The organism is Pseudomonas sp. PDM15 (genome assembly GCF_014851565.1).
In the GTDB taxonomy this organism is placed as follows: domain Bacteria; phylum Pseudomonadota; class Gammaproteobacteria; order Pseudomonadales; family Pseudomonadaceae; genus Aquipseudomonas.
In genome coordinates this window covers 295,976-320,272 of sequence record NZ_JACVAA010000002.1, presented here as the reverse complement: position 1 = coordinate 320,272, position 24,297 = coordinate 295,976, and the positions used below count along the sequence as shown (strand labels likewise).

The window sequence follows — 24,297 nt, the reverse complement described above, 5'->3', positions numbered from 1 at the left end:
ATCTCTTCCTTTAGGATCTTCCCCTGGTGTCCATATAGAACACCCGGGTAGTGAAACCAAAAGTAAAGCAAGTGCGTAGAGTCTCATGTTTCGTTTCTTCTTGATGCATAACGATTAAGCTAAGGGGCGGCGGAACGCCGTCCCAGCGAATGGAATGAGCGATTTCAGCGCCTTGTTAAGCATTTTGTCCGTTGCGTAAAAATACATTACTCAATATTGATGTATTTGGTTTTTGCATGTATACCGCAAGGGCAGCACTCTTTGGGTGACCAACTTACGGAGATATAGGGTTTGCCCTTTCCATTTTGCTCTAATGTGAACTCTGCACTAGCAGTCGCAGGCGTGAAGCTTGGAACAAGGACTTCATCGTCTTCATAGGTGGTGACGCCGTTCTTGGTATAGGCGATAGCTATTTCTGGATCATTTAGATCTTCCAGCTTACGCGGGACGGTAACTCTATATTTGTTTAGGCCGGAAAGCTTTTCAAGTTTTATTAGATCATCAAATTCTTGCCCGGCCCTTGGTGCGTAGCATGCTAAAGAAGCGTGTGAGAAAAGTATGCTGATGATGATTATTAATGTGCGCATATTTTGCCTAACGTTTGGCTAAGGGGCCGGCTTCGCCGGTCCCGAGTGAGCGAAGCGAGCGACTTGAGCCAATTGTTAGATTGCCCAGCCGTACGCTGCAAGTGAGGCCAGCGCTGCGCTTGACCGACGGTGCGCACGGCGTGTCGGTTGTGACCTCGGAAGTTATTTGTGATGTGCACATTCTTTGAAAGCAACTCCTTTGCTGGCCACAAATAACGGCCTCTACTGCCAGGCGACCATTCGATTCAGGAGCACCGCGCTGATGCGGTGATTATGTTTCCTGGCTCGGTGCTGAATAACCAATTTTGCCCTTGCGCCTAACGATTAAGCTAAGGGGCCGGCTTCGCCGGTCCCAGCGAGTGAAGCGAGCGATTTGAGCGCATTGTTATATTTCATAACCATACTGCTTAAAGTAGCTGCGAATAAGCCGTTTTTGTTTCGTTGTGAGCTTCCAAAAACGGATTGCTCATATAGTTTTTGCACACGGATAGTTCTGGGATGCCACCGAGCTCCAAAAGTAGTGCGACAACTTCTAGGCTTCCAACTTCGATTGCGTGAGCGATAGCCCAAGGTGAAATCTTTGCTCCAAGACTCCGCAGTAGTATTACGCCATTTGCGTTGTTTTCGACTGCTAGCCAGTGGAGCGCTGTTTCACCGCAACAGTTTTCCTCTTCCAGAATACTTCTGTCCTCAGCCACAATCGCCGGCACTTTTTCCGGCTCATTAAGGACTGCGTCAAGCAATCTCTCGAACTGGTAGTTGTGTACTATTTCATCAGTCATGTGTTCGGGCCTGGATAGCAGGCGAAATATAACGTTTGGTTAAGGGGCCGGCTTTAGCCGGTCCCGCGTTAGCGAAGAGAACGGCTTGAACCATTTGTTATGCGCTTGTTCCATGTATGCCGGTACTGCGTGTCGACTTGAAATTCGGATGTTTATTTGCAAATTCTGCTCTTAGGTCTTCTACCATTTGCTTTAGCTGGTTGTCTTGCGGTCGTAGCCAGTAAAGCATTTTTTCAACTATGAGCGGCGCATCATCAACATGGTTGGAGATTAGCTGGATAGCCTTTTTCTCGCCAAGCCCCTCAACTGTTGACTCATACCACCAGCGAACGCTACTAGCGTCACCATAAACCAGTCCGTATTCTAATATCACCTCAAGGTGAACATGCTTTAGCTGGCCTCTTTTTACTAACGGTAAGCCGAGGCTTGAACTTGCTCTGAGAACACGCCAGATGAATTCAAATTTTGAGTATTCATCAAGCGTCCTTAGCCATTTTAAAGTTTCGGATTCTCTTTTCGAGTCTCGTCGAAGACTCGCATATTCAATTGGATTCATTGGTCTATAGTGCGCATAACGATTAAGCTAAGGGGCCGGCTTCGCCGGTCCCAGCGAACGGAGTGAGCGCTTTGAGCGCATTGTTAGGAAACACTTGCACGCTTTTGCTTTGCTGAGATGGCAAGTAGAAATACGCCAAGAGCAATAAGGTAGTGCCCAACCTGAGCTGCATGGATAGAGATTTTTTGCCCTAAGGGCAAGCATTGATAGAAGCTCTTTTCAAGCCAGCAGCCCCCGTCGTCTCCAGGATTATCTGTGAACGTCATGTACACAGCTGACTGAAGATGAAGAGTGAAGCCAATCAGCAGAAGTGTTGCTGCCTTCTTGTGGCCTGTTAGGAGCATATAGCCTGCTGCTACCGTGCATGCTGACATTCCTAGAAGGTTTAGTGTCAGTTCTAGGTCAAATTCCATTTGTGGTTCCTAACGATTAAGCTAAGGGGCCGGCTTCGCCGGTCCCAGCGAACGGAGTGAGCGCTTTGAGCGCATTGTTAGGCCTCAACCTCAATGCGTCCATCTGAGATTGAGGCCTTTACCATTGCAGAATGGATGAAGGCATCATCAGGGCTCACTTGATGTAAGAGCCTTTCAAGTTGGCTAATTATGTTTCTGGCCTCATTCCACGGAATGCTCTGCTCTTGGCGACTGACTTCATAACTGACTATGCCGGTAACCGGATTAGTCCTAGGTGTTTTTTCGTGGCTTTCCAGTACTGGTTGCGCATAGCCATAGATCTCAAGCTCACCCCCGGATTTTCGGACTTTAACAGGGAGCATGAGTGTGTGTTGTACATCGGGCGGGCGTACAAATGTAGCGCTGAGTGACCCACCGTCCCGGTGAATGTCTAAACTAATAAGTATCGAGATCGCAGCTTTCATGCAGTGCCTAACGTTTGGTTAAGGGGCCGGCTTTAGCCGGTCCCGCAGCGAGCGAAGCAAGCGGCTTGAACCACTTGTTAGGCATTTCGGCTTCCTTTGGATAGAAGCGATTTGATAGTTGTGAAGCCAAGAAGAAGCACTAGAAAAAAATAGAGAGATAGCACGAGAACTGACAATAGGAAGTGCCTGATGGTTAGTTCTCTTGGGGAAGGTGTCCTCTCAATTAACTCAACTGGCTGCAAAGAGTTTAGCGGCCAAGGTATCAGGAAGAAAATTTCGACTTGCTTCCCAGCTGCGGATGGTTTTGAGCTTACACGCATGATGGCTAGTTGATCTTTGGGTAGTGCTTCAAGGCTCTTGGGGTCAAAGAAGAATAAAGAGAAGGTCATTGCACCCACTAGACCGATAAGGCCAATTTTACCGAGCAGGTGCGTTAGCTGGTTTGTTGGATTTGGTGGCTTCATGGATTGCCTAACTATTATTAGGCGCCATCGCTGTCGCATAACATCCGAACGAATGTCGGATAACGTTCCTTGTCGCCTTGCAAGTCCTTGTTTCTTCACCCTACCACCTCGCCAAACGCGACAGCAGTTGGGTGGAAAAGCGACACGAGGGCGGCAAGACCAGATGCCAGCAGTCTGCTGACTTGCAGCCGACGCTACTAACTTGTTTTGCAGCTGTCTATGGTGCTTCACGCGCACCACCCAAGGCCTCGTTTGGGTCGAGGTAGAACATCTTCTTCCAGCCCTGAGTGCTGCTATCCCAACGCCACGGATCGGGCAGCAGGCTGAGGATGGTGTAGTGCAAGTGGGGTGGTTTGCCGCGGGCGTTGCCGGTGTCGCCGACGCTGCCGATGCGGCTGCCGGCTAGTACCGGTTGGCCAGGCAGGGCGCTGTAGTCGTCGAGGTGGGCGAAGTAGTGCAGGCGCCATTTGGGGCCGAGCATCAGTACTACCTTGCCGCCCATGTCGATTTCGCTGCGGAACAGCACGATGCCATAGGTGGGGGCGATCACTGGCGTGCCGGTGCGGGCGAATATGTCGATGCCTTTGTGCACGCCGGAGCGGCCCCAGGGTTCGAACCAGAAGCTCTGCTGGCTCCAGTCGCGGGCGGTGGCGCCCTGTACTGGCACGCGCAGCCATTCGGGGGCGATCAGCCAGGCCAGCAACAGGGCCAGAAGCAGATGGCGTTTGCGGGGTTTGCTCATTTCATCGCGCATCCATGCGGTGTTGTATCAGGGGTTCAACCGCTGAACGCCCAACTGTTGTTGCGATTATGCAGGTAGATGAAGACGTTCTCGCTCTTGTCGCGGGCGACGCCGGCGGTGCCCCAGGGGAAGTGGGCGAGTGTACCGTCCAGTTTGCCCAGCTGCTCGTTCAGCCAGCGTTGGTGCAGTTTTTCCCGCAGCGGGATGGAGGCGTAGAAGTCGTCGTCGGAATCGCTTGGGATGCTCGGGTCGGCCAGTGCGATGAACAGGCTGACCAGTTGCTCCGACTCGAAGCGCAGGCTCAGGTCTATGCCCAGGCGGCCTTCCTGCAGGCTGATGTGGGCGAAGCGGCAGAGTGCCTCGCGGTCGCCGATCAGCACCGGGCGCGAATCACCGACCTGGAAGATGGGGCCCAGTTGCTCAGGCGTGGTGGCGGGGGTGATAAGGCTGCCCGCGACGTGCACGTGGCCGGTGTTGCGGTCGAACTGCAGGGCTTTGGTCATCGGTTGATTTGGTGCTGAAGGACGGGGTTGCTCTGGAGCGGTTGGTCTGGCGAGATCGGGTCTGCGGCGAATCAGCCTTCCTGCGCTCGATAGGCGCCTGGTGTCAGTCCGGTCCACTTCTTGAACGCTCGGTGGAAGGCCGAAGGTTCGGAGAACCCGAGCTGCTCGGCCAGGTCCTGAATGGACAGTTCGTCGCGGCCCAGGTGGTAGATGGCCAGGTCGCGGCGCAGGTGGTCCTTGAGTTCCTGGAAGCTGCTGCCTTCCTCGCGCAGGTGGCGGCGCAGGGTCTGCGGGCTGATGTGCAGCTGCATGGCGACGCTCTCCAGGTCCGGCCAGTGGGCGCAGTCACGGCCGAGCAGGCGGCGGATGCGGCTGGTCAGGCTGTCGCCGCCATCCGGGCGGGCCAGCAGGTCGGCTGGCGAGTGTTCGAGGAACTGCTTGAGCGTGCGTTCGTCCTGCAGCAGCGGCATGGCCAGGTAGCGGCTGTGGAACAGCAGGCTGGTGCAATCTGCGTCGAAGCGGCGCGGACAGGGGAAGAGCAGATCGTACTCGGCGCTGTGCGGCGGCTCGGGGTGGACGAAGCTGGCTTCTTCCAGGCGGATGCGCTGGCCAATCAGCCAGCTGCCGAGGCGGTGCCAGATCACCAGCAGGCTTTCGGTCAGGAAGTGGTCCGGGTCCCACAGGGCCGAGCTGTCCAGGGTCAGGCGCACCCATTCGCCTTCGCGCTGCAGCTGTACCCGAGGCGCGTCGGGGAACAGGCCGTAGAACAGCATGCCGCGGACCAGGGCCTTCTCCAGGCTGTGACAGTGGATGATGGCGTGGCACATCATGGCGAAGGTGCCGCGCTTGCTGGGTATGGCGCCGAAACCCATGTACTCGTCGTCGAGCAGCGCCCACAGGCCTTGCAGCAGGCGGGTGAACTGTTCGGGAGCCAGGCGAGCACGCGGTTCGTCGAGCAGCGCCGGCTGGATGCCCACTTCGCGCAGCAGGGCGGCGTAGTCGTAGCCCTGGCGGTCGGCGCCGCGCAGAGCGGCGCGGACGAAGTGGCTGGCGATGGTGCGTTCGCGCATGGCGTGGCTCGGCGTGAAGGTGCCCGGATGGTAAGGCGGCATGGCGGAGTGGAACAAGCGTCGCTCCGGCCATGGGCGATGGGGTTTCCGCAGTGCAGCCTTAGTTGAGCAATTGCCAGGCAAGCAGGGCAGCCAGGATCAGGCTGGCGCCACGCCAGAACAGCAGCGGGTTGCGTTCCAGCAGCGGCGGGCGGGTGCGATCGAGGTATTCGGCGCTGGGCTGGCGCAGGTCGTGGATGAACTCGGAGAGCTCGGCGTGGCGCCGGTTCGGGTCGGGATGCAGGGCCTTGCGCAGCACCTCGTCGATCCAGGGCGGGATGCTGCGCTCGGCGTCCTGCACCGAGTGGTAGACCAGGCGCAGCTGCTCGGCGCGATTGCGGCACTTGGCGACTTCCGCGCCGTAGGGCAGGCGGCCGCTGAGCAACTGGTAGGTGATCACGGCCAGGGAGAACAGGTCCGAGCGAGGCGAGCCGGCCTCGCCGATGAAGTATTCCGGGGCCATGTACTGCAGGGTGCCCGGCAGCGGGTTCTGCACGCGCTGCGGTGCCTGCTCGCTGAGGCCGGCGACCCGCGCCGAGCCGAAGTCGATCAGCCGGACGGTGCCGGTGGCGTCGATCAGCAGGTTATCCGGGCGCAGGTCCTGGTGCAGCATCTCCAGGCGGTGGAAGGCCTGCAGGCCACGGGCGATCTGCTCGACCAGGGCGCGCACCTTCTCTATGCCCGGCCGGGGATTGTCGACCATCCACTGGCGCAGGGTCTGCCCCTCGATGTACTCGGTGACGCTGTACAGGTAGCTGCGCCGCCGCGTTTGCGCCGGGGCCTTGAGCACGTGGGCGCTGTCGATGCGGCGGGCGATCCATTCCTCGGTCAGCAGGCGCTCCAGGTGGGCGCGGTCGTGCTGCAGTTCGGTGGCTGGGGCCTTGAGCGCCACCGGCGTCTTGCCGTCCAGTGCCAGGTACACATGGCTGCGGCTGCTGGCGTGGATCTCGCGCACGATGCGGTAGCCGTCGAACTCCATGCGCGCCTGCAGCAGCGGCGGCAGGGCCAGGTCGCCGACCCGTTGCTGCAGCTCGCCGGCATCCTGGCGTGGCAGCTGGTCGATGCGCACCAGCTGCACGGTGAGGTTGTCGTCGCTGCCGCGCGAGTAGGCCTGTTGCACCAGAGTGCGGGCGGCCCCGTCCAGGTCGTCGCCATAGGCACGGATCAGGGCGGCCATGGCGGCTGGTTCAAGGTATTCGTGCACGCCATCGCTGGTCAGCAGGAAGATGTCGCCCGGCTCCAGGGCCAGTTGGCGGTAATCCAGCTCCAGATGCGGGCCCACGCCGAGGGCGCGGCTGAGATAGCTGGTGTCGCGCGAGACCCACAGGCGGTGGTCCTCGGTCAGGCGTTCCAGGGCGCCGTCGCGCAGGCGCTGGATGCGTGTGTCGCCGGCGTGGAACAGGTGTGCGGTGGTGGCCTTGAGTACCAGGGCGCTGAGGGTGCAGACGTAGCCGCGGTCCATGTCGTAGCGGTACTGGCTCTGCCGCGTCTGTGCATGCAGCCAGGAGTTGGCCGCCATCAGCACGCGCCAGGCGGATTTCTTCACCGACCAGGCGTCGGAGGTGCAGTAGTAGTCTTCGAGGAAGCTGCTGACCGCCGCCTCGCTGGCCACATGGCTGACCGAGCTGCTGCCGATGCCGTCGGCCAGGGCGATGGCGATGCCCTTGGTGGAGAGCTGGGGCTCATCGGGAATGCACAGGCCGTGGAAGTCCTGGTTGACCTCCTTGCGCCCCTTGTCGGAGTGCTGGCCGACGGAAATCCGCAGCTGATTGCTCATGCGATGCGCACGTGGGCCCCGCCGGCTGGCGGGGCCGCGGGGCTCAGACGAAGGAGCGCTTCAGCGCGGTCTTCACATGGGTGGCGTAGAGCGTCAGGCCGGTGAAGGCCAGGCCGCCGACCAGGTTGCCCAGGGCGGTGGGTATCTCGTTCCACAGCATGTAGTCCATCACCGAGAAGTCGCCGCCCATGATCATCGCCGAGGGGAACAGGAACATGTTCACCACCGAGTGCTCGAAGCCCATGTAGAAGAACAGCATGATCGGCATCCACATGGCGATGGTCTTGCCGCTGACGGTGGTGGAGATCATCGCGCCGACCACGCCCATGGACACCATCCAGTTGCACAGCATGCCGCGCAGGAAGATGGTCAGCCATCCTGCCACGCCGTACTCGGCGTAGCCCAGGGTGCGGGCCTCGCCGATGTGCGAGATCTTCTCGCCGATCACCCCGGGCTCGGTGGAGAAGCCGTAGGTGAAGACGAAGGCCATCATGAAGGCCACCGTCAGGGCGCCGGCGAAGTTGCCGGTGAACACCAGGCCCCAGTTCTTCAGCACGCCGCCGACGGTGACGCCGGGGCGCTTGTCCAGCAGGGCCAACGGGGTGAGGACGAACACCCCGGTGAGCAGGTCGAAGCCCATCAGGTAGAGCATCACGAAGCCGACCGGGAACAGCACGGCGCCGAGCAACGGCGAGCCGGTCTGCACACTGATGCTGACGGCGAACACGGCCGCCAGGGCGAGAATGGCGCCGGCCATGAAGGCGCGGATCAGGGTGTCGCGGGTGGACATGTAGATCTTCGATTCGCCGGCATCGACCATCTTGGTGGCGAACTCGGCAGGGACCAGATAGGACATGGCAGTGTTCTCTGTCGGAAATGGGGAGGGCGCCGCCGTGCGGGCGGCGCCGGGGCTCAGCGGAGAATTTCTACCCGCTCGCCGTGCAGGCGCACCGGCCACACCGGCAGCTGCTGCTCGGGGTATTCCAGGCAGCCGCCGTCGCTCAGGCGGTAGTGCTGCTTGTACAGCGGCGAGGCGATCACCAGGTCGCCGCCGAGGTGGCCGATGATGCCGCGGCCGATCACGTTGGCCCCGGACTTGGGGTCGCGGTTGCCGATGGCGAAGACTTTCTGCTCGGTGTCCGGCAGGTAGAACAGGGCGACCTGTTCACCGCCGGCCAGGGCCACCACCCCGGAGTTGGCCACCAGGTCGGCAGTACTGCACAGCGGTTGCCAGGCGTTTTCGAGTTGGGTTGCTGTGCTCATCAGACGGGCTCCATGGTCACGGGAATCAGTTCGAGTTCGTTGTCACGCGCCGGGCGGCGCTGGCCGCGTTCGCGGACGAAGTGGATGTCCGGGTCGCCGCCGCCTTCGTTGACGAAGGTGCGGAAGCGCTTGAGCTTCTCCTCGTCCTTCAGCGCGTTGGCCCATTCGCATTCGTAGCGGTCGACCACCAGCTGCATCTGCGCTTCCAGCTCGGCGTTCAGGCCCAGGCTGTCGTGGATGACCACGTCCTTGAGGTAGTCCAGGCCGCCTTCCAGGGATTCGCGCCATACGGAGGTGCGCTGCAGCTTGTCGGCGGTGCGGATGTAGAACATCAGCACGCGGTCGATGTAGCGCACCAGGGTGGCGTCATCCAGGTCGGTGGCGAACAGCTCGGCGTGGCGCGGACGCATGCCGCCGTTGCCGCAGACGTAGAGGTTCCAGCCGTTCTCGGTGGCGATCACGCCGATGTCCTTGCTCTGCGCCTCGGCGCATTCGCGGGTGCAGCCGGAGACGGCGAACTTGATCTTGTGCGGCGAGCGCAGGCCCTTGTAGCGGTCCTCCAGCAGCAGCGCCATGCCCACGCTGTCCTGCACGCCGTAGCGGCACCAGGTGCTGCCGACGCAGCTCTTCACGGTGCGTAGCGACTTGCCGTAGGCGTGGCCGGTTTCGAAGCCGGCGGCGATCAGCTCGCCCCAGATCTCCGGCAGCTCGTGCAGCTGGGCGCCGAACAGGTCGATGCGCTGGCCGCCAGTGATCTTGGTGTAGAGGTCGTACTTCTTCGCCACCGCGCCGATGGCGATCAGGCCGTCCGGGGTTATCTCGCCACCGGGGATGCGCGGTACCACCGAGTAGGTGCCGTTCTTCTGCATGTTGGCCATGAAGGTGTCGTTGGTGTCCTGCAGCGGCACCAGCGCCGGGTTCATGATCGGCTTGTTCCAGCAGGAGGCGAGGATCGAACCCACGGCCGGCTTGCAGATGTCGCAGCCGACGTGGCCCCTGCCATGCTTGGCCAGCAGCGATTCGAAAGTCTCGTGACCCTCGACGCGCACGAAGTGGTAGAGCTCCTGGCGGGTGTAGGCGAAGTGCTCGCACAGGCTCTTGTCGACTTCCACGCCGCGGGCGGTGAGTTCGTGCTCGACCACCTGCTTGAGCAGCGCCGCGCAGCCGCCGCAGCCGGTGGCTGCCTTGGTGCAGGCCTTGACCCCGGCGATGTCGCTGCAGCCGCCGTCGATGGCCGAGCAGATCGCGCCCTTGCTGACGTTGTGGCAGGAGCAGATGGTGGCGGTGTCCGGCAGGGCGTCGGCACCCAGCGCCGGGGCGCCTTCGCCGGCCGGCATGATCAGGCTGGCCGGGTCTTCCGGCAGCTTGATGCCGTTCTGCGCGTACTGCAGCAGGGTGTCGTAATAGCTGTTGTCGCCGACCAGCACGGCGCCGAGCACCTGCTTGCCGTCGGCGGAAACCACCAGGCGGCGGTAGCTGGAGGTGGCCTCGTCGATGTAGCGGTAGCTCTTGGCACCGGGCATGGCGCCGTGGGCGTCGCCGATGGAGCCGACGTCCACGCCGAGCAGCTTGAGCTTGGTCGACATGTCCGCGCCGAGGAAGGGCGAGCCCTCCTGGCCGCACAGCTGGGCCGCCACCAGGCGGGCCATCTGGTAGCCGGGGGCGACCAGGCCGAAGATGCTGCCGTTCCACGCCGCGCACTCACCGATGGCGAAGATGTTCTCGTCGCTGGTCAGGCACTGGTCGTTGATGTTGATGCCGCCGCGCGGACCCAGCTCCAGGCCGCAGGCGCGGGCCAGGGCGTCCTGCGGGCGGATGCCGGCGGAGAACACGATCAGGTCGGTCTCGAGGAAGTCGTCACCGGCGAAGTTCATGCGGTAGCGGTACTCGCTGCCGGCGCTGATCGACTGGGTGGCCTTGGACAGGTGCACGCCCACGCCCAGGTCTTCGATGCGCTGCTTCAGCGCGGCGCCACCGAAATCGTCCAGCTGTACCGGCATCAGGCGCGGGGCGAATTCCACCACGTGGGCTTCGAGGCCCAGGGACTTCAGCGCGTTGGCCGCTTCCAGGCCGAGCAGGCCGCCGCCGACCACCACGCCACGGCGCTTGCCGTTGGCGGCGGCGCGGATGCCGTCGAGGTCGTCGAGGGTGCGGTAGACCAGGCGCGAATCACCTTCGGCGCCTTCGATCGGCGGCACGAAGGGGTAGGAGCCGGTGGCCAGCACCAGCTTGTCGTAGCCGAAGCGGCCCTTGGCGGTGACCACTTCGCGCTTGGCGCGGTCGATCTCCAGTACCTGGGCACTGAGGTGTAGGGTCAGGCCTTCTGCTTCATAGAGAGAGGCGGCGCTCATGGCCAGGGACTCGGCATCGCGGCCGCCGAAGTATTCGGACAGGTGCACGCGGTCGTAGGCGCGCTGCGCCTCCTCGCCGAATACCTCGATGCGATAGTGCGCCAGGGCGCCGCCCGCGAGCAGTTGCTCGACGCAGTTGTGGCCGACCATGCCGTTGCCGACGACGATCAGTCGTTGCTTGTCAGTGGTAGCGTCTGTGCTGTTCATAGCGTTTCCCGGCCAAAGCTCATCAGGTTTTTCCCCGGCAAATAAAAAGGCGCCTGAAACCTCTCGGTCTCAGGCGCCTTTGCCTGTTCTGTCCGACGCCAGCGAGGGCGCCGTAATGCCCATTGCCAGCGTTGGCTGTCGATCGCCTTTGATCGAATGGACGGCCCGGATGTAGCGGGCTCGGAGGGGACTATGCAGCGGCTGTGCCAGTTTTCTTCAGTCGGCCTGCAGCCCGCTGTTTATGGGGGATTTTCGCTGGGACAGAGGCTTCGATGAGTGATCTGCCGAGACCCAAAAGGATGCGTCCGGCGGCTGCGTTGCCCTATTGTGAATCGCGCTGGCATGACTGTTTATCTGCCGGATTGCCCGCCAGGCCGCGTGGCGCGTGCGCCGGCGCGCTCTGGGCCGGGGCTGGCGCGTGCCTTGCTATGACGGGGGGACGGGCAATCACAGTCGATTGCCGATTCACGACAAAGGCGCCGTGTTGCTCTCGCTCGAAGCGAAGGGCGGCATGGCGCCTTTGTCTTTCTGGCGATGGGCAGGTATGGCGGACAAGACGATACGGAGCGTGTGCCCCTACTGCGGCGTTGGCTGCGGCATCGTCATGCAGGTTGCGGACGGGCGCGTGGTCAAGGTGACGGGGGACAAGCAGCACCCGAGCAACTTCGGCCGCCTGTGCACCAAGGGCAGCTCCAGCCATTTACCTCTGGCCGAGTCCGGGCGCATGCAGCATGCCTACCTGCGCAGCGAGCGCTCGCACGAGCCTGCGCGTACGCCGATGGCCGAGGCCATCGCCAGCGCCGCCCGGCGCCTGCGCGCGATTCTCGACGAGCATGGGCCGGACGCCATCGCTTTATATGTCTCCGGGCAGCTGTCGCTGGAGGCGCAGTACCTGGCCAACAAGCTGGTCAAGGGCTACCTGGGCAGCAACCAGATCGAGTCCAACTCGCGCCTGTGCATGGCCAGTGCCGGCAGCGGCTATAAGCTGTCGCTGGGCGCCGACGGCCCGCCCGGCTCGTATCAGGACTTCGACCAGGCCGATCTGTTCTTCGTCATCGGCGCCAACATGGCCGACTGCCACCCGATCCTGTTCCTGCGCATGATGGATAGGGTCAAGGCTGGGGCCAGACTGATAGTCGTTGACCCCCGGCGCAGCGCCACGGCGGACAAGGCCGATCTGTTTCTGCAGATCAGGCCCGGCACCGACCTGGCGCTGCTCAACGGCCTGCTGCATTTGCTGCATATAAATGGCCATAGCGATCCGGCCTTTATCGAGCGCTTCACCGAAGGCTGGGAGGTGATGCCTGAGTTCCTCGCCGAATACACGCCCGAGCGGGTCGCCGAACTGACCGGCCTGCCCGAGGCTGCCATCCGCCAGGCCGCCCAGTGGATTGGCGAAGCAGGGGAGTGGATGAGCTGCTGGACCATGGGCCTCAATCAGAGCACCCACGGCACCTGGAACACCAACGCCATCTGTAATCTGCACCTGGCCACCGGCAAGATCTGCCGCCCCGGCAGCGGGCCGTTCTCCCTGACCGGCCAGCCCAACGCCATGGGTGGCCGAGATATGGGCTATATGGGCCCAGGCCTGCCGGGCCAGCGCACGGTGCTGAGCGAGGAGGACCGCTCCTTCGTCGAAAACGCCTGGGGCGTGCCAGCCGGCACCCTGCATAGCCGCCTGGGCGGCGGCACCGTCGGCCTGTTCGAGGATATGGCGGCGGGCAAGGTCAAGGCCTGCTGGATCATCTGCACCAACCCGGTGGCCAGCATGGCCAACCGCGGCAAGGTAATCGAGGGCTTGAAGGCCGCCGAACTGGTGATCGCCCAGGATGCCTTCCTCGATACCGAGACCAACCGCTACGCCGACATCCTCCTGCCCGGCGCGCTTTGGGCTGAGGCCGAAGGGGTGATGATCAACTCCGAGCGCAATCTGACCCTGATGCCGCAGGTCGTGTCGCCGCCCGGCGAGGCCATGGCCGACTGGCAGATTATCGCCGAGGTCGCCTGCGAGATGGGTTTTGCCGGGGCCTTCAGCTACGCCTCGGCGGCCGAGGTGTTCGAGGAGATCAAGCGCTTCCACAATCCCAAGACCGGCTACGACTTGCGCGGCGCCAGCCATGCGCGCCTGCGCGAGACGCCGCTGCAGTGGCCCTGTGCGAGCGAGGCGGGCGCCGACCGCGCCCCGATTCGCTACCTCAATGACGGCGTCAGCCAGCAGCTCAAGCTGGCCGAGGATGGCAGCGCTCCGGCCATCGCCTTCGCCACGCCCAGCGGCAAGGCGCAGTTCTTCGCCCGCCCGCACCTCGACCCGGCGGAGATGCCGGATGCCGACTTCCCCTTCGTGCTCAACACCGGGCGCCTGCAGCACCAGTGGCACACGCTGACCAAGACCGGCAAGGTCGCCACCCTGAACAAGCTCAACCCGGGGCCCTTCGTCGAAGTGCACCCGGAAGATGCCGAGAACCTCGGCGTGCGCGACAAGGATCACCTGGAGATCCGCTCGCGCCGTGGCCATGCCGTGCTGCCGGTGTTGGTCACCGACCGCGTGCTGCCCGGCGGCTGTTTCGCGCCGTTCCACTGGAACGACCTGTACGGCGACAACCTGGCGATCAACGCCATCACCAGCGACGCCGTCGACCTCATTTCGCAGCAGCCGGAATTCAAGTTCTGCGCCGTCAGCCTGCGCCGCGTCGAGCTGATCGACCACCAGTTCCTGCAGACGCCCGCCGCGGCGAGCGTCGCCCCCCCTTGCGAAACCCTTTCTGAACATTTGTCCGAGGAACTCGATATGTCGCATATCGACGCATTCGCCCGCCTGCTCGGCGTGCCCGAGGGCGCACCGCCGCCATTGAGCGACAGCGAACGCACCTACATGGCCGGCTTTATCGGCGGCCTGCGCGCCAACCCGGGCGGCGGCGTACCCAGCCTGCCGCCTCAGGCGCCGCTGGCCGAGCCGACCCGCCTGTGGCTGGATGGGCTGCTGGCCGGCATGTTCAATCGCGCGCCGCTGCCACAGGGCGGTGCAGCTGTGGTTGCGCTGCCCGAGCCCGCCGCGAAGACCCCGGTGACCCTGTTGTGGGCCTCGCAGACCGGCAATGCCGAGGCCTTGGCCGAACGCTTCGCCGGCCAGCTCGAGGAAGCCGGCTGCGCCGTGGAGCTGGCGGCCATGGCCGGCTACCCCATGGACAGGCTGGCCGGCGTGAGCAACCTGCTACTGCTCAGCAGCACCTTCGGCGACGGCGATGCGCCGGACAGCGGCCAGGGCTTCTGGAATGACCTGCGCAGCAGCCAGGCGCGCCTGGACAACCTGCGCTACGCGGTGCTGGCCCTGGGTGACCCCAACTACGACCAGTTCTGCCAGCACGGCAAGAACCTCGACACCCGCCTGGCAGAGCTGGGCGCCACGCCGCTGCGCGCGCGTCTGGACTGCGACACCGATTTCGACGCGCCGGCGGCCGCCTGGCTCAGCGAGCTGCTGCCGTTACTTGGTCCGGTCAGCCAGCCCGAGGTGACGACAGCTCCCGTCGCCCCGCCAGCGAAGGTCAGCAAGGAATGCCCCGCCACCGCACGCCAGGTAATCAACCTGCGCCTGAACGCGGCCGAATCCAGCAAGGACACCCGTCAGTTTGGTTTCGCCATTGGCGATTCGGGCCTGGCCTACGAGGCCGGCGACGCCCTCGGCGTGTGGCCGCGCAACTGCCCGGAGCTGGTCGAGGAAGTGCTGCAGCTGGCGCGCCTGGATGGCGAGCAGCCGGTCAGCGTGGCCAAGGTCGGCGAACTGCCGCTGCGCGAGGCGCTGGCCAGCCACTACGAGATTGCCCGGCCGAGCAACGAGGCGCTGGCGCTGATCGCCGAACGCAGTGGGAGCACGGAACTGCGAGGCCTGCTCGACAGCAAGGAGCAGCTGCAGGACTGGCTGTGGGGCCGCCAGCTGGCCGATGTACTGCAGGCGTTCCCCAGTCAACACGCTGCCGGTGAACTCCTGGGCAGCCTCAAGCGCCTTCAGCCGCGGCTGTACTCGATTTCCTCCAGCCCCAAGGCACATGCCGGCGAGGTGCACCTGACCGTGTCGGCGGTGCGCTACGGCAAGCGCAAGGGCGTGGCGTCGACCTTCCTCGCCGACCGAGTCGAGGGCGGCGAGGTGCCGCTGTTCGTGCAGACCAGCAGGCACTTCCGCGTGCCGCAGGACGGCGACGTGCCGATCATCATGATCGGCCCAGGCACCGGGGTGGCGCCGTTCCGTGGCTTTCTCCACGAGCGCCGCGCCCGTGGCGACGCCGGCAAGAACTGGCTGTTCTTCGGCGAGCAGCACGCGGCGACCGACTTCTACTACCGCGACGAGCTGCAGGCGATGCAGCGTGACGGCCTGCTGACCCAGATGAGCCTGGCTTTCTCCCGCGACCAGGCCGAGAAGATCTACGTGCAGGATCGCATCCGCGAGCAGGGCGCCGAGCTGTGGCGCTGGCTGGAGGAGGGCGCCCAGGTGTATGTCTGCGGCGATGCCAGTCGCATGGCCAAGGATGTCGACATGGCCCTGCGCGAAGTCGCCCGCGACCACGGCGGCCTGAGCGATGAAAAGGCCGCCGAGTTCATTCGCGGCCTGGCCGAGGCCAAACGCTATCTGCGCGACGTGTACTGAGCGGGCGAAATCCCGCCGCGGCCTTGGCGGAAATCCGCCAAAGTGTGTGTTTTTGCTAAGTGGTGATGAATAATAAGTAATTGTTAATTAAGGAATTTTCAATATTTAAAGGTCTGGCATAACGCTTGCGATAAGTGCTGCAGCCCCGCAGTCGGGCACCAACAACAAATCCCTCCAGAGCAGGAGGGTTAGCACTTTTGAGCAGTCGCATGATCACCCAGGGAAGGCGGTCCGGCGGCAGCGAGCGAGGAACTGCCATGACCCGCAAACCCTTCTACAAGAGCCTGTATGTCCAGGTCCTGGTGGCGATCGCCATCGGCATCCTGCTCGGCCACTTCTATCCCGAGACCGGCGTGGCGCTGAAGCCGCTCGGCGACGGCTTCGTCAAGCTGATCAAGATGGCCATCGCGCCGATCATCTTCTGCACCGTGGTCAGCGGCATCGCCGGCATGCAGGACATGAAGGCGGTGGGCAAGACCGGCGGCTACGCGCTGCTGTATTTCGAGATCGTCTCCACCCTGGCCCTGGTCATCGGCCTGGTGGTGGTCAACGTGGTGCAGCCGGGCGTGGGCATGCATGTTGACCCGAGCACCCTGGATGCCAGCGGTATCGCCGCCTATGCCAAGGCCGGTGAGGCGCAGAGCACCGTGGCCTTCCTGCTCAACGTGATCCCGGCGACCATCGTCGGCGCCTTCGCCACCGGCGACATCCTGCAGGTGCTGTTCTTCTCGGTGATCTTCGCCTTCGCCCTGCAGCGCATGGGCGACTACGGCAAGCCGGTGCTGGAGTTCATCGACCGCATCGCCCAAGTGATGTTCGGCATCATCAACATGATCATGAAGGTCGCGCCCATCGGTGCCTTCGGCGCCATGGCCTTCACCATCGGCCAGTACGGCGTCGGCTCGCTGGTGCAGCTGGGCCAGCTGATGCTGTGCTTCTACATCACCTGCGTGTTCTTCGTGCTGGTGGTGCTCGGCGGCATTGCTCGCGCCCATGGCTTCAGCATCCTCAAGTTCATCAAGTACATCCGCGAGGAGCTGCTGATCGTGCTCGGCACCTCGTCCTCGGAGTCAGCTCTGCCGCGTATGCTGGACAAGATGGAGAAGCTCGGCGCGAAGAAGAACGTGGTCGGCCTGGTGATCCCGACCGGTTACTCGTTCAACCTGGACGGCACCTCGATCTACCTGACCATGGCCGCGGTGTTCATCGCCCAGGCCACCGACACGCCGATGGACATCACCCACCAGCTGACCCTGCTGGCCGTGCTGCTGATCGCCTCCAAGGGCGCCGCGGGCGTCACCGGCTCGGGCTTTATCGTGCTGGCCGCCACGCTCTCGGCGGTCGGCCATCTGCCGGTGGCTGGCCTGGCGCTGATCCTCGGCATCGACCGCTTCATGTCCGAGGCCCGTGCCCTGACCAACCTGGTCGGCAACGGCGTGGCCACCATCGTAGTCGCCAAGTGGTGCAAGCAGCTGGACGAGGACACCCTGCAGCGCCAGCTGGCCAGCGGTGGCAAGAGCCAATTGCCAGCCAGCGCCGATATCGTCTGATCGCTTTCTCACCGCCCGCTTTGCGGGCGGTCTCTCCTGGCCCGCCCCTCCCGGCGGGCTTTTTTTATTTCAGTGAACATTTGTTTGATCGGCTTCACAGCCTGGTGACATGGCGCGAGCCAAGCGGGGCGGCGCAGGGCATAAATGCCGCCTGCGTAACGACTCTGGAACGGATGCCATGTCGAACCCATCGCGCGTCTCTGCGCCCCGCCAAGCCGAAGCCCTGCTGCTGCGGCATGGCGCCAGCCACTGCCTGCCCAGTCTTCCTGCCTCCCTTGGTTTAGCCGTTCGCAGCATTTTCTCCTGCACCGATGACGCCCGCATTTTCGATCACGCCGGCAGCCAGCCCGCACTGATCTGACCGTTCTGCTCGACCCGAGAGCCTTTAGGCGATGTCCACCCCGGCATCGCCTCTTTTTTGCCCGTTCGCAATCTGACCACCCGGACTCTTGGACGCTGCGGCTTTTCCTCGGCGCCAGCTGTGGCTAAGCTCGCGGTTCCGCACATGCAGCAGAGGCTTTCCCATGTCGCAGCAACGGCCGGCCGCCGATATCGCCCGATTGATCCTCGACGGTTTCGACGACTATCGCGCGCACTTCCGCGAGATCACCAACGGCGCCCGCGCCCGCTTCGAACAGGCCCAGTGGCAGGAGGCGCAGCTCGCCTCGGCAGCGCGCATCAACCTCTACGAGGAGAAGGTGGCGGAAGTCACCGGGCGCCTGCGCACGACCTTCGCCGACGAGCAGCTGCTGGACATCGATCTGTGGCCGCTGGCCAAGAGCGCCTATATCGGCCTGATCGACCTGCGCAACGACGATGAGCTGGCCGAGACCTGGTACAACTCGATCTTCTGCGGCCTGTTCAGCCATGACCAGATCAGCGACGGCTGCATGTTCATCCACACCACCCGGCCCTCGCTGCGCCCCCACGAGCGCACGCCGCAGACCCGCAGCTACCAGCCGCGCGGCGACCTCAACCAGGCCCTGCGGCAGATATTCACCGACTACAGCTACAACGCCCCGTTCGAGGACCTGGACCGCGACCTAGCCAAGCTCGAACAGCAGCTGCGCAGCAATCTGCCGGACTGGGTGTGCAAGGACCAGGACCTGACCATTGAGCTGTTTTCCTCGACCCTGTACCGCAACAAGGGCGCCTACCTGGTGGGGCGCATCTTCACCCCGGACGAACAGTGGCCGCTGGTGTTCCCGCTGCTGCACCGCGAAGGGCAGGGCGTGCTGGTCGATACCCTGATCACTGACGAGGCGGAAGTCTCGATCATCTTCTCCTTCACCCGTTCCTATTTCATGGTGCGGGTGGAGATTCCGGCGGAGTTCATCGGCTTCCTCAAGCGCATCCTGCCGGGCAAGCACATCGCCGAGCTGTACACCTCGATCGGCTTCTACAAGCACGGCAAGTCGGAGTTCTACCGGGCGCTGATCAACCATCTGGCCGGCAGCGACGACAAATTCATCATGGCCCCCGGCGTGCGCGGCATGGTGATGAGCGTGTTCACCCTGCCGGGCTTCAACACCGTGTTCAAGATCATCAAGGATCGCTTCTCGCCGTCGAAGAACGTCGACCGCAGCACGGTGATCGAGAAGTACCGCCTGGTGAAGAGCGTCGACCGGGTCGGGCGCATGGCCGATACCCAGGAGTTCTCCGACTTCCGCTTCCCGCTGTCCAAGTTCGATCCGGAATGCCTGGCCGAGCTGCTGGAAGTGGCACCGTCCACCGTGGAAGTCGAGAACGGCGATACCGTGCTGATCCGCCACTGCTGGACCGAACGGCGCATGACCCCGCTGAACATCTACCTGGAGCACGCCAACGAGGCCCAGGTGAAGGAGGCGCTGGAGGACTACGGCCTGGCCATCAAGCAGCTGGCCGCCGCCAATATCTTCCCCGGCGACATGCTGTTGAAGAACTTCGGCGTCACCCGCCACGGCCGCGTGGTGTTCTACGACTACGACGAGATCAGCTACCTGACCGAGGTGAATTTCCGTCGCATCCCGCCGCCGCGCTACGAGGAGGACGAAATGTCCAGCGAGCCCTGGTATTCGGTGGGGCCGAACGATGTGTTCCCCGAGGAATTCCCGCGCTTCCTGTTCGTCGATATCGGCCAGCGCCGGCTGTTCAGCCAGTTGCATGGCGATCTCTACGAGGCCGACTACTGGAAGGGACTGCAGAACGCGATCCGTGCCGGAAAGGTCATCGACGTGTTCCCCTATCGGCGCAAGGCCGACCTGATCGCATGAATGGGCGGCGTGCCGCCTAGGGAGTAATCCCCTACCGTTCGTCAGGGAAATGTGAGGTGGATGCTGGCCAAATGCCGGTTTGGTACGGCTGTGCTAGAACCAATGGTGCAAGGCCAGGAAGTCTCCCCACATTTCCCAAGGACGGTGCGCATATGCGTCAGAACCTTCCCGTGACCCAGCGTGAGCGCACCTTTACCGATGCCGATCGCCTGATTTCCACTACCGACCTCAGCAGCAAGATCACCTACGTCAACGACGCCTTCGTCGAGATCAGCGGCTTCAGCCGTGAAGAGCTGATCGGCCAGCCGCACAACCTGGTGCGCCATCCGGACATGCCGCCCGGAGTCTTCGCCCACATGTGGGAGACCATCAAGCTGGGCAAGCCGTGGATGGGCATCGTCAAGAATCGCTGCAAGAACGGCGATCACTACTGGGTCAGCGCTTACGTCACGCCCATCTACGAAAACGGCAAAATGGCCGGCTACGAGTCGGTACGCTCGGTGCCCAGCGAGGCGCAGAAGCGCCGCGCCGAAGCGTTGTACGCACGCCTGCGGGCCGGCAAGCCGCCGGTGTCGCGGATCGAATACTGGACCTACGACATCCTGCGCAGCTGGCCGCTGATCATCGCTACCCTGGTCATACTCGCCGGCCATGCGTTCCTCAACGGGCCCTGGCTGCTGGGCTTCATCGCTGCGGTGATGTTCGGCCTCGGTTCCTTCCAGCTGTACAGCAAGCGGCAGATGATTCGCCGCACTCTGGCCGAGCATCCCAAGGCCTTCACCAGCGCCCTGGTGGCCCTGACCTACAGCGACAGCCGCGGTGCCCAGGCGTTGCTCGACATGGCGATGATCAGTGAGGAGGCACGCCTGCAAACGGCGCTGACTCGCCTGGAAGATGCTGGCGAGAGCGTGCGCAAGCGTGCCGCGCAATCCGCCGAACTGTCGCGCTCCGGGGCCGAGCTTCTGGAGCAGCAGCGTAGCGAGACAGACCAGTCGGCCACCGCGATCAACCAGATGGCCTCGACTATCCAGGAAGTCGCGCACAACGTGCAGAACACCTCGCATGCGGCGGAAGAGGCCGACCGCCTGGCCCTGCATGGGCGCGATCTGGCCGGTGGCAGCCTGCAGGCCATGCAGCAGATGGCCGGTGCGGTGCAGGAGATCGGTCAGGCGGTGAACGAGCTGGCCGAATCGACCCAGTCCATCGGCAGCGTGGCCGATGTGATCACCTCCATCGCCGAACAGACCAACCTGCTGGCGCTCAACGCCGCCATCGAGGCAGCGAGGGCGGGCGAGCAGGGCCGCGGTTTCGCCGTGGTGGCCGACGAGGTGCGCGCCTTGGCCGGGCGCACCCGCGAGTCCACCGAGCAGATCCACCAGATCATCTCGTCCCTGCGCAGCGGCGCGGACAAGGCGGTGAACACCGCCAGCCGTGGTGAGGAGATCTCCCGCGACAGCGTGCGCAGCGTCGAGGCGGTGCGTGAGGCGCTGGACGGCATCAGCCAGGCGGTGACGCGCATCACCGGAATGAGTCAGCAGATGGCCACCGCGTCCGAGCAGCAGAGCCATGTGGCGGAGGACATCAGCCGGCAGATCACCCGCATCGCCCAGCTCTCCGACCACAGTGCCGGGCAGGCCCAGCAGAGTGTCGGCATCAGCCAGGAGCTGGAGCAGATGGCCGCCTACCTGCACAGCCTGGCCGAGCGTTTCAACCACTAGCGTAGTGCGCCGCCAGCGTCCTGCTGGCGGCGTGGCTCCGGTCGCTGTGGCACACTGCGCGGCCGGAGGAACCCGCCATGTCCCGAGTGCGCTGCGAACGCTGTGCCCGCCCGCAGAGCCACTGTCTCTGTCATCTGATCCCACGCCTGCCGAGCCGCACGCGGGTGCTGATTCTGCAGCACCCGGATGAGGTCGGCCACGCGCTGAACACCGCACGCCTGGCCGCCCTGGGCCTGGAAAATGCCGAGCTGCTGGTGGGTGAGAACTTCGCCGGCCTGCAGCTGGACCCGGCCTATCGCGCCTGCCTGCTGTTCCCCGGCGAAACCGCGCAAGCGCTGCCGCTGGCGCCGCTGCCAAGCGACGATCGTCCGCTGTTGCTGGTGGTGCCCGACGGCACCTGGCGCAAGGCACGCAAGCTGCTGCACCTCAATTCCTGGCTGGCCGAGTTGCCGCGCGTGTGTCTGCCATCAGGCCTGAGCTCGCGCTACCGCCTGCGCAAGGCGCCCGCCGAGGGCGCGCTGGCGACCATCGAGGCAATCGCCATGGCCCTCGATCTGCAGGAGGCGCCGCAGCGCTTCGACGAACTGTTGCGGCCATTCGAGGCACTGATCGAAGGGCAGATCGCCGCGATGGGCGCCGATACCTACCAGCGCTACCACGGCGGCTAGCGCTTCAGCGATTCTCGTCGAGCAGCACGCTGTCGAACTGGATGCTCCGGGCGCCCAGGTGCAGCAGGCTGTCGGCGAACAGCTGGTTGCGGGTGCGCTGGCAATCCCAGGCGGCTTCCCAGTCCTCGCGGCGGCGCCAGTGCAGGCGGCCGAGCAGGTGGTGCTCGCCGCTGGCATGCAGCTCCGCGCCCAGGTAACCGCTGCCGTCCTGGAACAGCTGGCGCAGTTGCTGCAGGTAGTCGTGGAAGCGCTGGATGATCTCCGCGCGGTGCGCGCTGTTCACTTCGATATCGATCAGCAGGGCGAAGCGGGCCTGGTGGTTGTCGTCTGCAATTTCGCTATGGGCACTGGGCATGAGCATGGCATTGGCTTCCTGGGCTTGAACTCGAACACCGGGCGAGGGTAAAACCTCAACTTAGCTTGAGGTCAAGAGCCATGAACAAGCCTTCACAACCACCGCGCGACCTGAGTGTTGGCGAGCTGGCCAGGCGCAGCGGCGTCGCGGTATCGGCCCTGCATTTCTACGAGACCAAGGGTCTGATCGCCAGCAACCGCAATGCCGGTAACCAGCGGCGCTACCCGCGCGAGACCCTGCGCCGGGTGGCAGTGATCAAGGTGGCGCAGCGGGTGGGCATCCCGTTGGCGGAGATTGCGGCTGCGCTGAGCGAGCTGCCCCAGGGACGCAATCCGATGGCGGCAGACTGGGCGGGATTGTCGGCACGTTGGCGCGAGGATCTGGATCAGCGGATCGCCAAGCTGCAGATGCTGCGTGATCAGCTGGATGGCTGCATCGGCTGTGGCTGCCTGTCGCTGGAAGCCTGCCCGCTACGCAACCCGGGCGACCAGCTGGCGGCGGAAGGGCCCGGCGCGCACTGGCAAGCGCCCGACTAGCGCTCGCGCATCGCCTCGGAGCGCGCCTTGAGTACCGGCTTGAGCAGGTAGTCCAGCACGCTCTTCTCGCCGGTGACGATGTCCACCGTGGCGACCATGCCGGGAATGATCAGCAGCGGGTGATCGTCGTTGCCCAGGTGGCTTTTGTCGGTGCGCACCTGGATCAGATAGAAGCTGTTGCCTTCCTCGTCGGTGATGGTGTCGGCGCTGATCAGCTCCAGCTTGGCCTTGAGCCCGCCGTAGATGGTGTAGTCATAGGCGGTGAATTTGACCATGGCCTTCTGCCCGGGATGCAGGAAGGCTACGTCCTGCGGGCGGATGCGTGCTTCGATCAGCAGGTTGTCTTCCAGCGGTACCACCTCGACCATGGGATCGCCGGGCTGCACCACGCCGCCGATGGTGTTGACCTTGAGCAGCTTGATCACCCCGTACACCGGCGAGTTCACCGTGGTACGGCTGACCCGGTCCTGGATGGCGACGCTGGTGGAGGTGATCTTCTTCAGCTCGGTGCGGACTTCGTTGAGCTCCTTCAGGGCCTCGGTGCGGAAGGTCAGGGTCGACTCGTTGAGCTTGCTCTCGATCTCCTGCATGGCCGACTCGGCCCTGGGAATGGCCAGGTTGGTGGCCTCCAGCGAGCCACGCATCTCCACGGCGCTGCGGCGCAGGCGGAGGATTTCCACTTCGGAAATGGCGCCGGCGGCCACCAGCGGCTGCGACATGCTCAACTCCTGCTGCACCAGGCCCAGGCTGGAGCGGTACTGCTGGGCCTTGGCGCGGAATTCGGCCAGCTCCTGGGTCTTCTGCCGCAGCTGTTCCTTGAGGGTGTTCTGCTCGCTTTCCAGGCGCTGCTGGCGCGAGCGGTACAGGGCCATCTCGTCCTCGACCAACTGTGGCGCTTCCTTGACCAGTTCGTCCGCCAGCGCCAATGGCCGGCCCTCGGCCTCGGCGCTGAGGCGCTCGACGCGGGCCAGCAGGGCCAGGCGATCGGCCTCGGTCTCGCCCTTGTTGGAGATGAAGCGGGTGGCGTCCAGGCGCAGCAGCACATCACCTTTGTTCACCACCTGGCCTTCACGCACGAAGATCTCGGTGACGATGCCGCCTTCCAGGTTCTGGATGACCTGCACCTTGCTCGAGGGAATGGCCTTGCCTTCGCCGGTGGTGACTTCCTCCAGCACGGCGAACTTGGCCCAGATCAGCGCTACGATCAGGCAAGCGCTGACCGACCACACGGTGGCCCGCGCCAGCCAGGGCGAATCCTCCAGAATGGCGCCGTCCACCTCGGGCATGAACTCGGTGTCCTGCTTCTTGCGTTGCAGGCTGCCGAAGTAGTCGCGCAGCGATTGGGTCAGTTCCACGCCATA

At 63.6% G+C, this 24,297-nt stretch carries 20 protein-coding genes and 1 pseudogene; 8 read left to right on the top strand and 13 right to left on the bottom strand.

The features are described from left to right. Window positions 1-206 precede the first annotated feature (206 nt). The 11 genes from IB232_RS05445 to nirB all read right to left on the bottom strand — a co-directional run bounded on the left by IB232_RS05445 (window position 207) and on the right by nirB (window position 11,218). On the bottom strand, window positions 207-587 hold the full coding sequence (locus IB232_RS05445) for a hypothetical protein (protein ID WP_192397528.1): 381 nt from the start codon (window positions 585-587) through the stop codon (window positions 207-209). A 407-nt stretch (window positions 588-994) separates the two neighbouring features. Then, window positions 995-1,369, bottom strand: coding sequence for a hypothetical protein (locus IB232_RS05440; protein WP_192397527.1), 375 nt, complete (start codon window positions 1,367-1,369; stop codon window positions 995-997). Between the two features lie 97 nt (window positions 1,370-1,466). Then, a complete protein-coding gene (locus IB232_RS05435; protein ID WP_192397526.1) occupies window positions 1,467-1,925 on the bottom strand; it encodes a hypothetical protein in 459 nt (152 codons plus the stop codon). A gap of 83 nt (window positions 1,926-2,008) precedes the next feature. Further along, the gene (locus IB232_RS05430) at window positions 2,009-2,338 is read right to left on the bottom strand and encodes a hypothetical protein (RefSeq protein ID WP_192397525.1); all 330 of its coding nucleotides are present in this window, start codon (window positions 2,336-2,338) and stop codon (window positions 2,009-2,011) included. Window positions 2,339-3,483: 1,145 nt separating this feature from the next. After that, window positions 3,484-4,008, bottom strand: coding sequence for a M23 family metallopeptidase (locus IB232_RS05425; protein WP_192397524.1), 525 nt, complete (start codon window positions 4,006-4,008; stop codon window positions 3,484-3,486). A gap of 35 nt (window positions 4,009-4,043) precedes the next feature. Then, window positions 4,044-4,511, bottom strand: a complete 468-nt coding sequence (locus IB232_RS05420) for a hypothetical protein (RefSeq protein WP_192397523.1) — start codon at window positions 4,509-4,511, stop codon at window positions 4,044-4,046. Window positions 4,512-4,582: 71 nt separating this feature from the next. Further along, entirely contained in the window at window positions 4,583-5,581 is a 999-nt protein-coding gene (locus IB232_RS05415; protein ID WP_192397974.1) for an AraC family transcriptional regulator, read from the bottom strand. 100 nt (window positions 5,582-5,681) lie between these two features. Next, entirely contained in the window at window positions 5,682-7,397 is a 1,716-nt protein-coding gene (locus IB232_RS05410; RefSeq protein ID WP_192397522.1) for a bifunctional protein-serine/threonine kinase/phosphatase, read from the bottom strand. Between the two features lie 43 nt (window positions 7,398-7,440). Next, on the bottom strand, window positions 7,441-8,253 hold the full coding sequence (locus IB232_RS05405; RefSeq protein ID WP_192397521.1) for a formate/nitrite transporter family protein: 813 nt from the start codon (window positions 8,251-8,253) through the stop codon (window positions 7,441-7,443). Window positions 8,254-8,309: 56 nt separating this feature from the next. Then, on the bottom strand, window positions 8,310-8,660 hold the full coding sequence (gene nirD / locus IB232_RS05400; protein WP_192397520.1) for a nitrite reductase small subunit NirD: 351 nt from the start codon (window positions 8,658-8,660) through the stop codon (window positions 8,310-8,312). After that, on the bottom strand, window positions 8,660-11,218 hold the full coding sequence (gene nirB, locus IB232_RS05395; RefSeq protein WP_192397519.1) for a nitrite reductase large subunit NirB: 2,559 nt from the start codon (window positions 11,216-11,218) through the stop codon (window positions 8,660-8,662). Before nirB ends, nirD begins: the two co-directional genes overlap by 1 nt. Window positions 11,219-11,762: 544 nt before the next feature. Here nirB and IB232_RS05390 point away from each other — a divergent pair. The 7 genes and pseudogenes from IB232_RS05390 (at window position 11,763) to IB232_RS05365 (ending at window position 22,045) form a co-directional block, all read left to right on the top strand. Next, entirely contained in the window at window positions 11,763-15,857 is a 4,095-nt protein-coding gene (locus IB232_RS05390) for a bifunctional nitrate reductase/sulfite reductase flavoprotein subunit alpha (protein ID WP_192397518.1), read from the top strand. A 257-nt stretch (window positions 15,858-16,114) separates the two neighbouring features. Continuing rightward, complete coding sequence (locus IB232_RS05385) at window positions 16,115-17,407, top strand: dicarboxylate/amino acid:cation symporter (protein ID WP_192397517.1); 1,293 nt, start codon at window positions 16,115-16,117, stop codon at window positions 17,405-17,407. 178 nt (window positions 17,408-17,585) lie between these two features. Next, a complete protein-coding gene (locus tag IB232_RS05380; protein ID WP_192397516.1) occupies window positions 17,586-17,768 on the top strand; it encodes a hypothetical protein in 183 nt (60 codons plus the stop codon). Window positions 17,769-17,931: 163 nt separating this feature from the next. Beyond that, window positions 17,932-19,659, top strand: coding sequence for a bifunctional isocitrate dehydrogenase kinase/phosphatase (gene aceK / locus IB232_RS05375; RefSeq protein WP_192397515.1), 1,728 nt, complete (start codon window positions 17,932-17,934; stop codon window positions 19,657-19,659). Between the two features lie 71 nt (window positions 19,660-19,730). Beyond that, window positions 19,731-20,090: pseudogene (locus IB232_RS23890) on the top strand (PAS domain-containing protein); the annotation flags it as partial. 267 nt (window positions 20,091-20,357) lie between these two features. Continuing rightward, window positions 20,358-21,377, top strand: coding sequence for a methyl-accepting chemotaxis protein (locus IB232_RS05370; protein WP_412547715.1), 1,020 nt, complete (start codon window positions 20,358-20,360; stop codon window positions 21,375-21,377). Window positions 21,378-21,454: 77 nt separating this feature from the next. Next, window positions 21,455-22,045, top strand: a complete 591-nt coding sequence (locus tag IB232_RS05365) for a tRNA-uridine aminocarboxypropyltransferase (protein WP_192397513.1) — start codon at window positions 21,455-21,457, stop codon at window positions 22,043-22,045. A 4-nt stretch (window positions 22,046-22,049) separates the two neighbouring features. Here IB232_RS05365 and IB232_RS05360 read toward each other — a convergent pair whose 3' ends face one another. After that, complete coding sequence (locus IB232_RS05360) at window positions 22,050-22,406, bottom strand: antibiotic biosynthesis monooxygenase (RefSeq protein ID WP_192397512.1); 357 nt, start codon at window positions 22,404-22,406, stop codon at window positions 22,050-22,052. A 74-nt stretch (window positions 22,407-22,480) separates the two neighbouring features. On the opposite strand from IB232_RS05360, the gene soxR reads away from it, so the two are divergent. Continuing rightward, complete coding sequence (soxR, locus tag IB232_RS05355) at window positions 22,481-22,936, top strand: redox-sensitive transcriptional activator SoxR (protein ID WP_192397511.1); 456 nt, start codon at window positions 22,481-22,483, stop codon at window positions 22,934-22,936. On the opposite strand, the gene IB232_RS05350 is transcribed toward soxR, so the two are convergent. Further along, window positions 22,933-24,291 carry an HlyD family type I secretion periplasmic adaptor subunit gene (locus tag IB232_RS05350; protein ID WP_192397510.1) on the bottom strand — a complete coding sequence of 453 codons (1,359 nt, stop codon included), beginning with the start codon at window positions 24,289-24,291 and terminating at the stop codon, window positions 22,933-22,935. The two genes, soxR and IB232_RS05350, sit on opposite strands and share 4 nt — an antisense overlap. Between the last annotated feature and the right edge of the window lie 6 nt (window positions 24,292-24,297).

Bases quoted from the DNA above. Each gene is read 5' to 3' on its own strand.
- nirD (WP_192397520.1), bottom strand. From the start codon at position 8,660: ATGAGCACAGCAACCCAACTCGAAAACGCCTGGCAACCGCTGTGCAGT.
- IB232_RS05420 (WP_192397523.1), bottom strand. From the start codon at position 4,511: ATGACCAAAGCCCTGCAGTTCGACCGCAACACCGGCCACGTGCACGTC.
- IB232_RS05415 (WP_192397974.1), bottom strand. From the start codon at position 5,581: ATGCGCGAACGCACCATCGCCAGCCACTTCGTCCGCGCCGCTCTGCGC.
- IB232_RS05440 (WP_192397527.1), bottom strand. From the start codon at position 1,369: ATGACTGATGAAATAGTACACAACTACCAGTTCGAGAGATTGCTTGAC.
- IB232_RS05365 (WP_192397513.1), top strand. From the start codon at position 21,455: ATGTCCCGAGTGCGCTGCGAACGCTGTGCCCGCCCGCAGAGCCACTGT.
- IB232_RS05390 (WP_192397518.1), top strand. From the start codon at position 11,763: ATGGCGGACAAGACGATACGGAGCGTGTGCCCCTACTGCGGCGTTGGC.
- IB232_RS05360 (WP_192397512.1), bottom strand. From the start codon at position 22,406: ATGCTCATGCCCAGTGCCCATAGCGAAATTGCAGACGACAACCACCAG.
- soxR (WP_192397511.1), top strand. From the start codon at position 22,481: ATGAACAAGCCTTCACAACCACCGCGCGACCTGAGTGTTGGCGAGCTG.
- nirB (WP_192397519.1), bottom strand. From the start codon at position 11,218: ATGAACAGCACAGACGCTACCACTGACAAGCAACGACTGATCGTCGTC.
- IB232_RS05410 (WP_192397522.1), bottom strand. From the start codon at position 7,397: ATGAGCAATCAGCTGCGGATTTCCGTCGGCCAGCACTCCGACAAGGGG.
- IB232_RS05380 (WP_192397516.1), top strand. From the start codon at position 17,586: ATGTCGAACCCATCGCGCGTCTCTGCGCCCCGCCAAGCCGAAGCCCTG.
- IB232_RS05405 (WP_192397521.1), bottom strand. From the start codon at position 8,253: ATGTCCTATCTGGTCCCTGCCGAGTTCGCCACCAAGATGGTCGATGCC.
- IB232_RS05430 (WP_192397525.1), bottom strand. From the start codon at position 2,338: ATGGAATTTGACCTAGAACTGACACTAAACCTTCTAGGAATGTCAGCA.
- IB232_RS05425 (WP_192397524.1), bottom strand. From the start codon at position 4,008: ATGAGCAAACCCCGCAAACGCCATCTGCTTCTGGCCCTGTTGCTGGCC.
- IB232_RS05435 (WP_192397526.1), bottom strand. From the start codon at position 1,925: ATGAATCCAATTGAATATGCGAGTCTTCGACGAGACTCGAAAAGAGAA.
- IB232_RS05370 (WP_412547715.1), top strand. From the start codon at position 20,358: ATGTTCGGCCTCGGTTCCTTCCAGCTGTACAGCAAGCGGCAGATGATT.
- IB232_RS05385 (WP_192397517.1), top strand. From the start codon at position 16,115: ATGACCCGCAAACCCTTCTACAAGAGCCTGTATGTCCAGGTCCTGGTG.
- aceK (WP_192397515.1), top strand. From the start codon at position 17,932: ATGTCGCAGCAACGGCCGGCCGCCGATATCGCCCGATTGATCCTCGAC.
- IB232_RS05445 (WP_192397528.1), bottom strand. From the start codon at position 587: ATGCGCACATTAATAATCATCATCAGCATACTTTTCTCACACGCTTCT.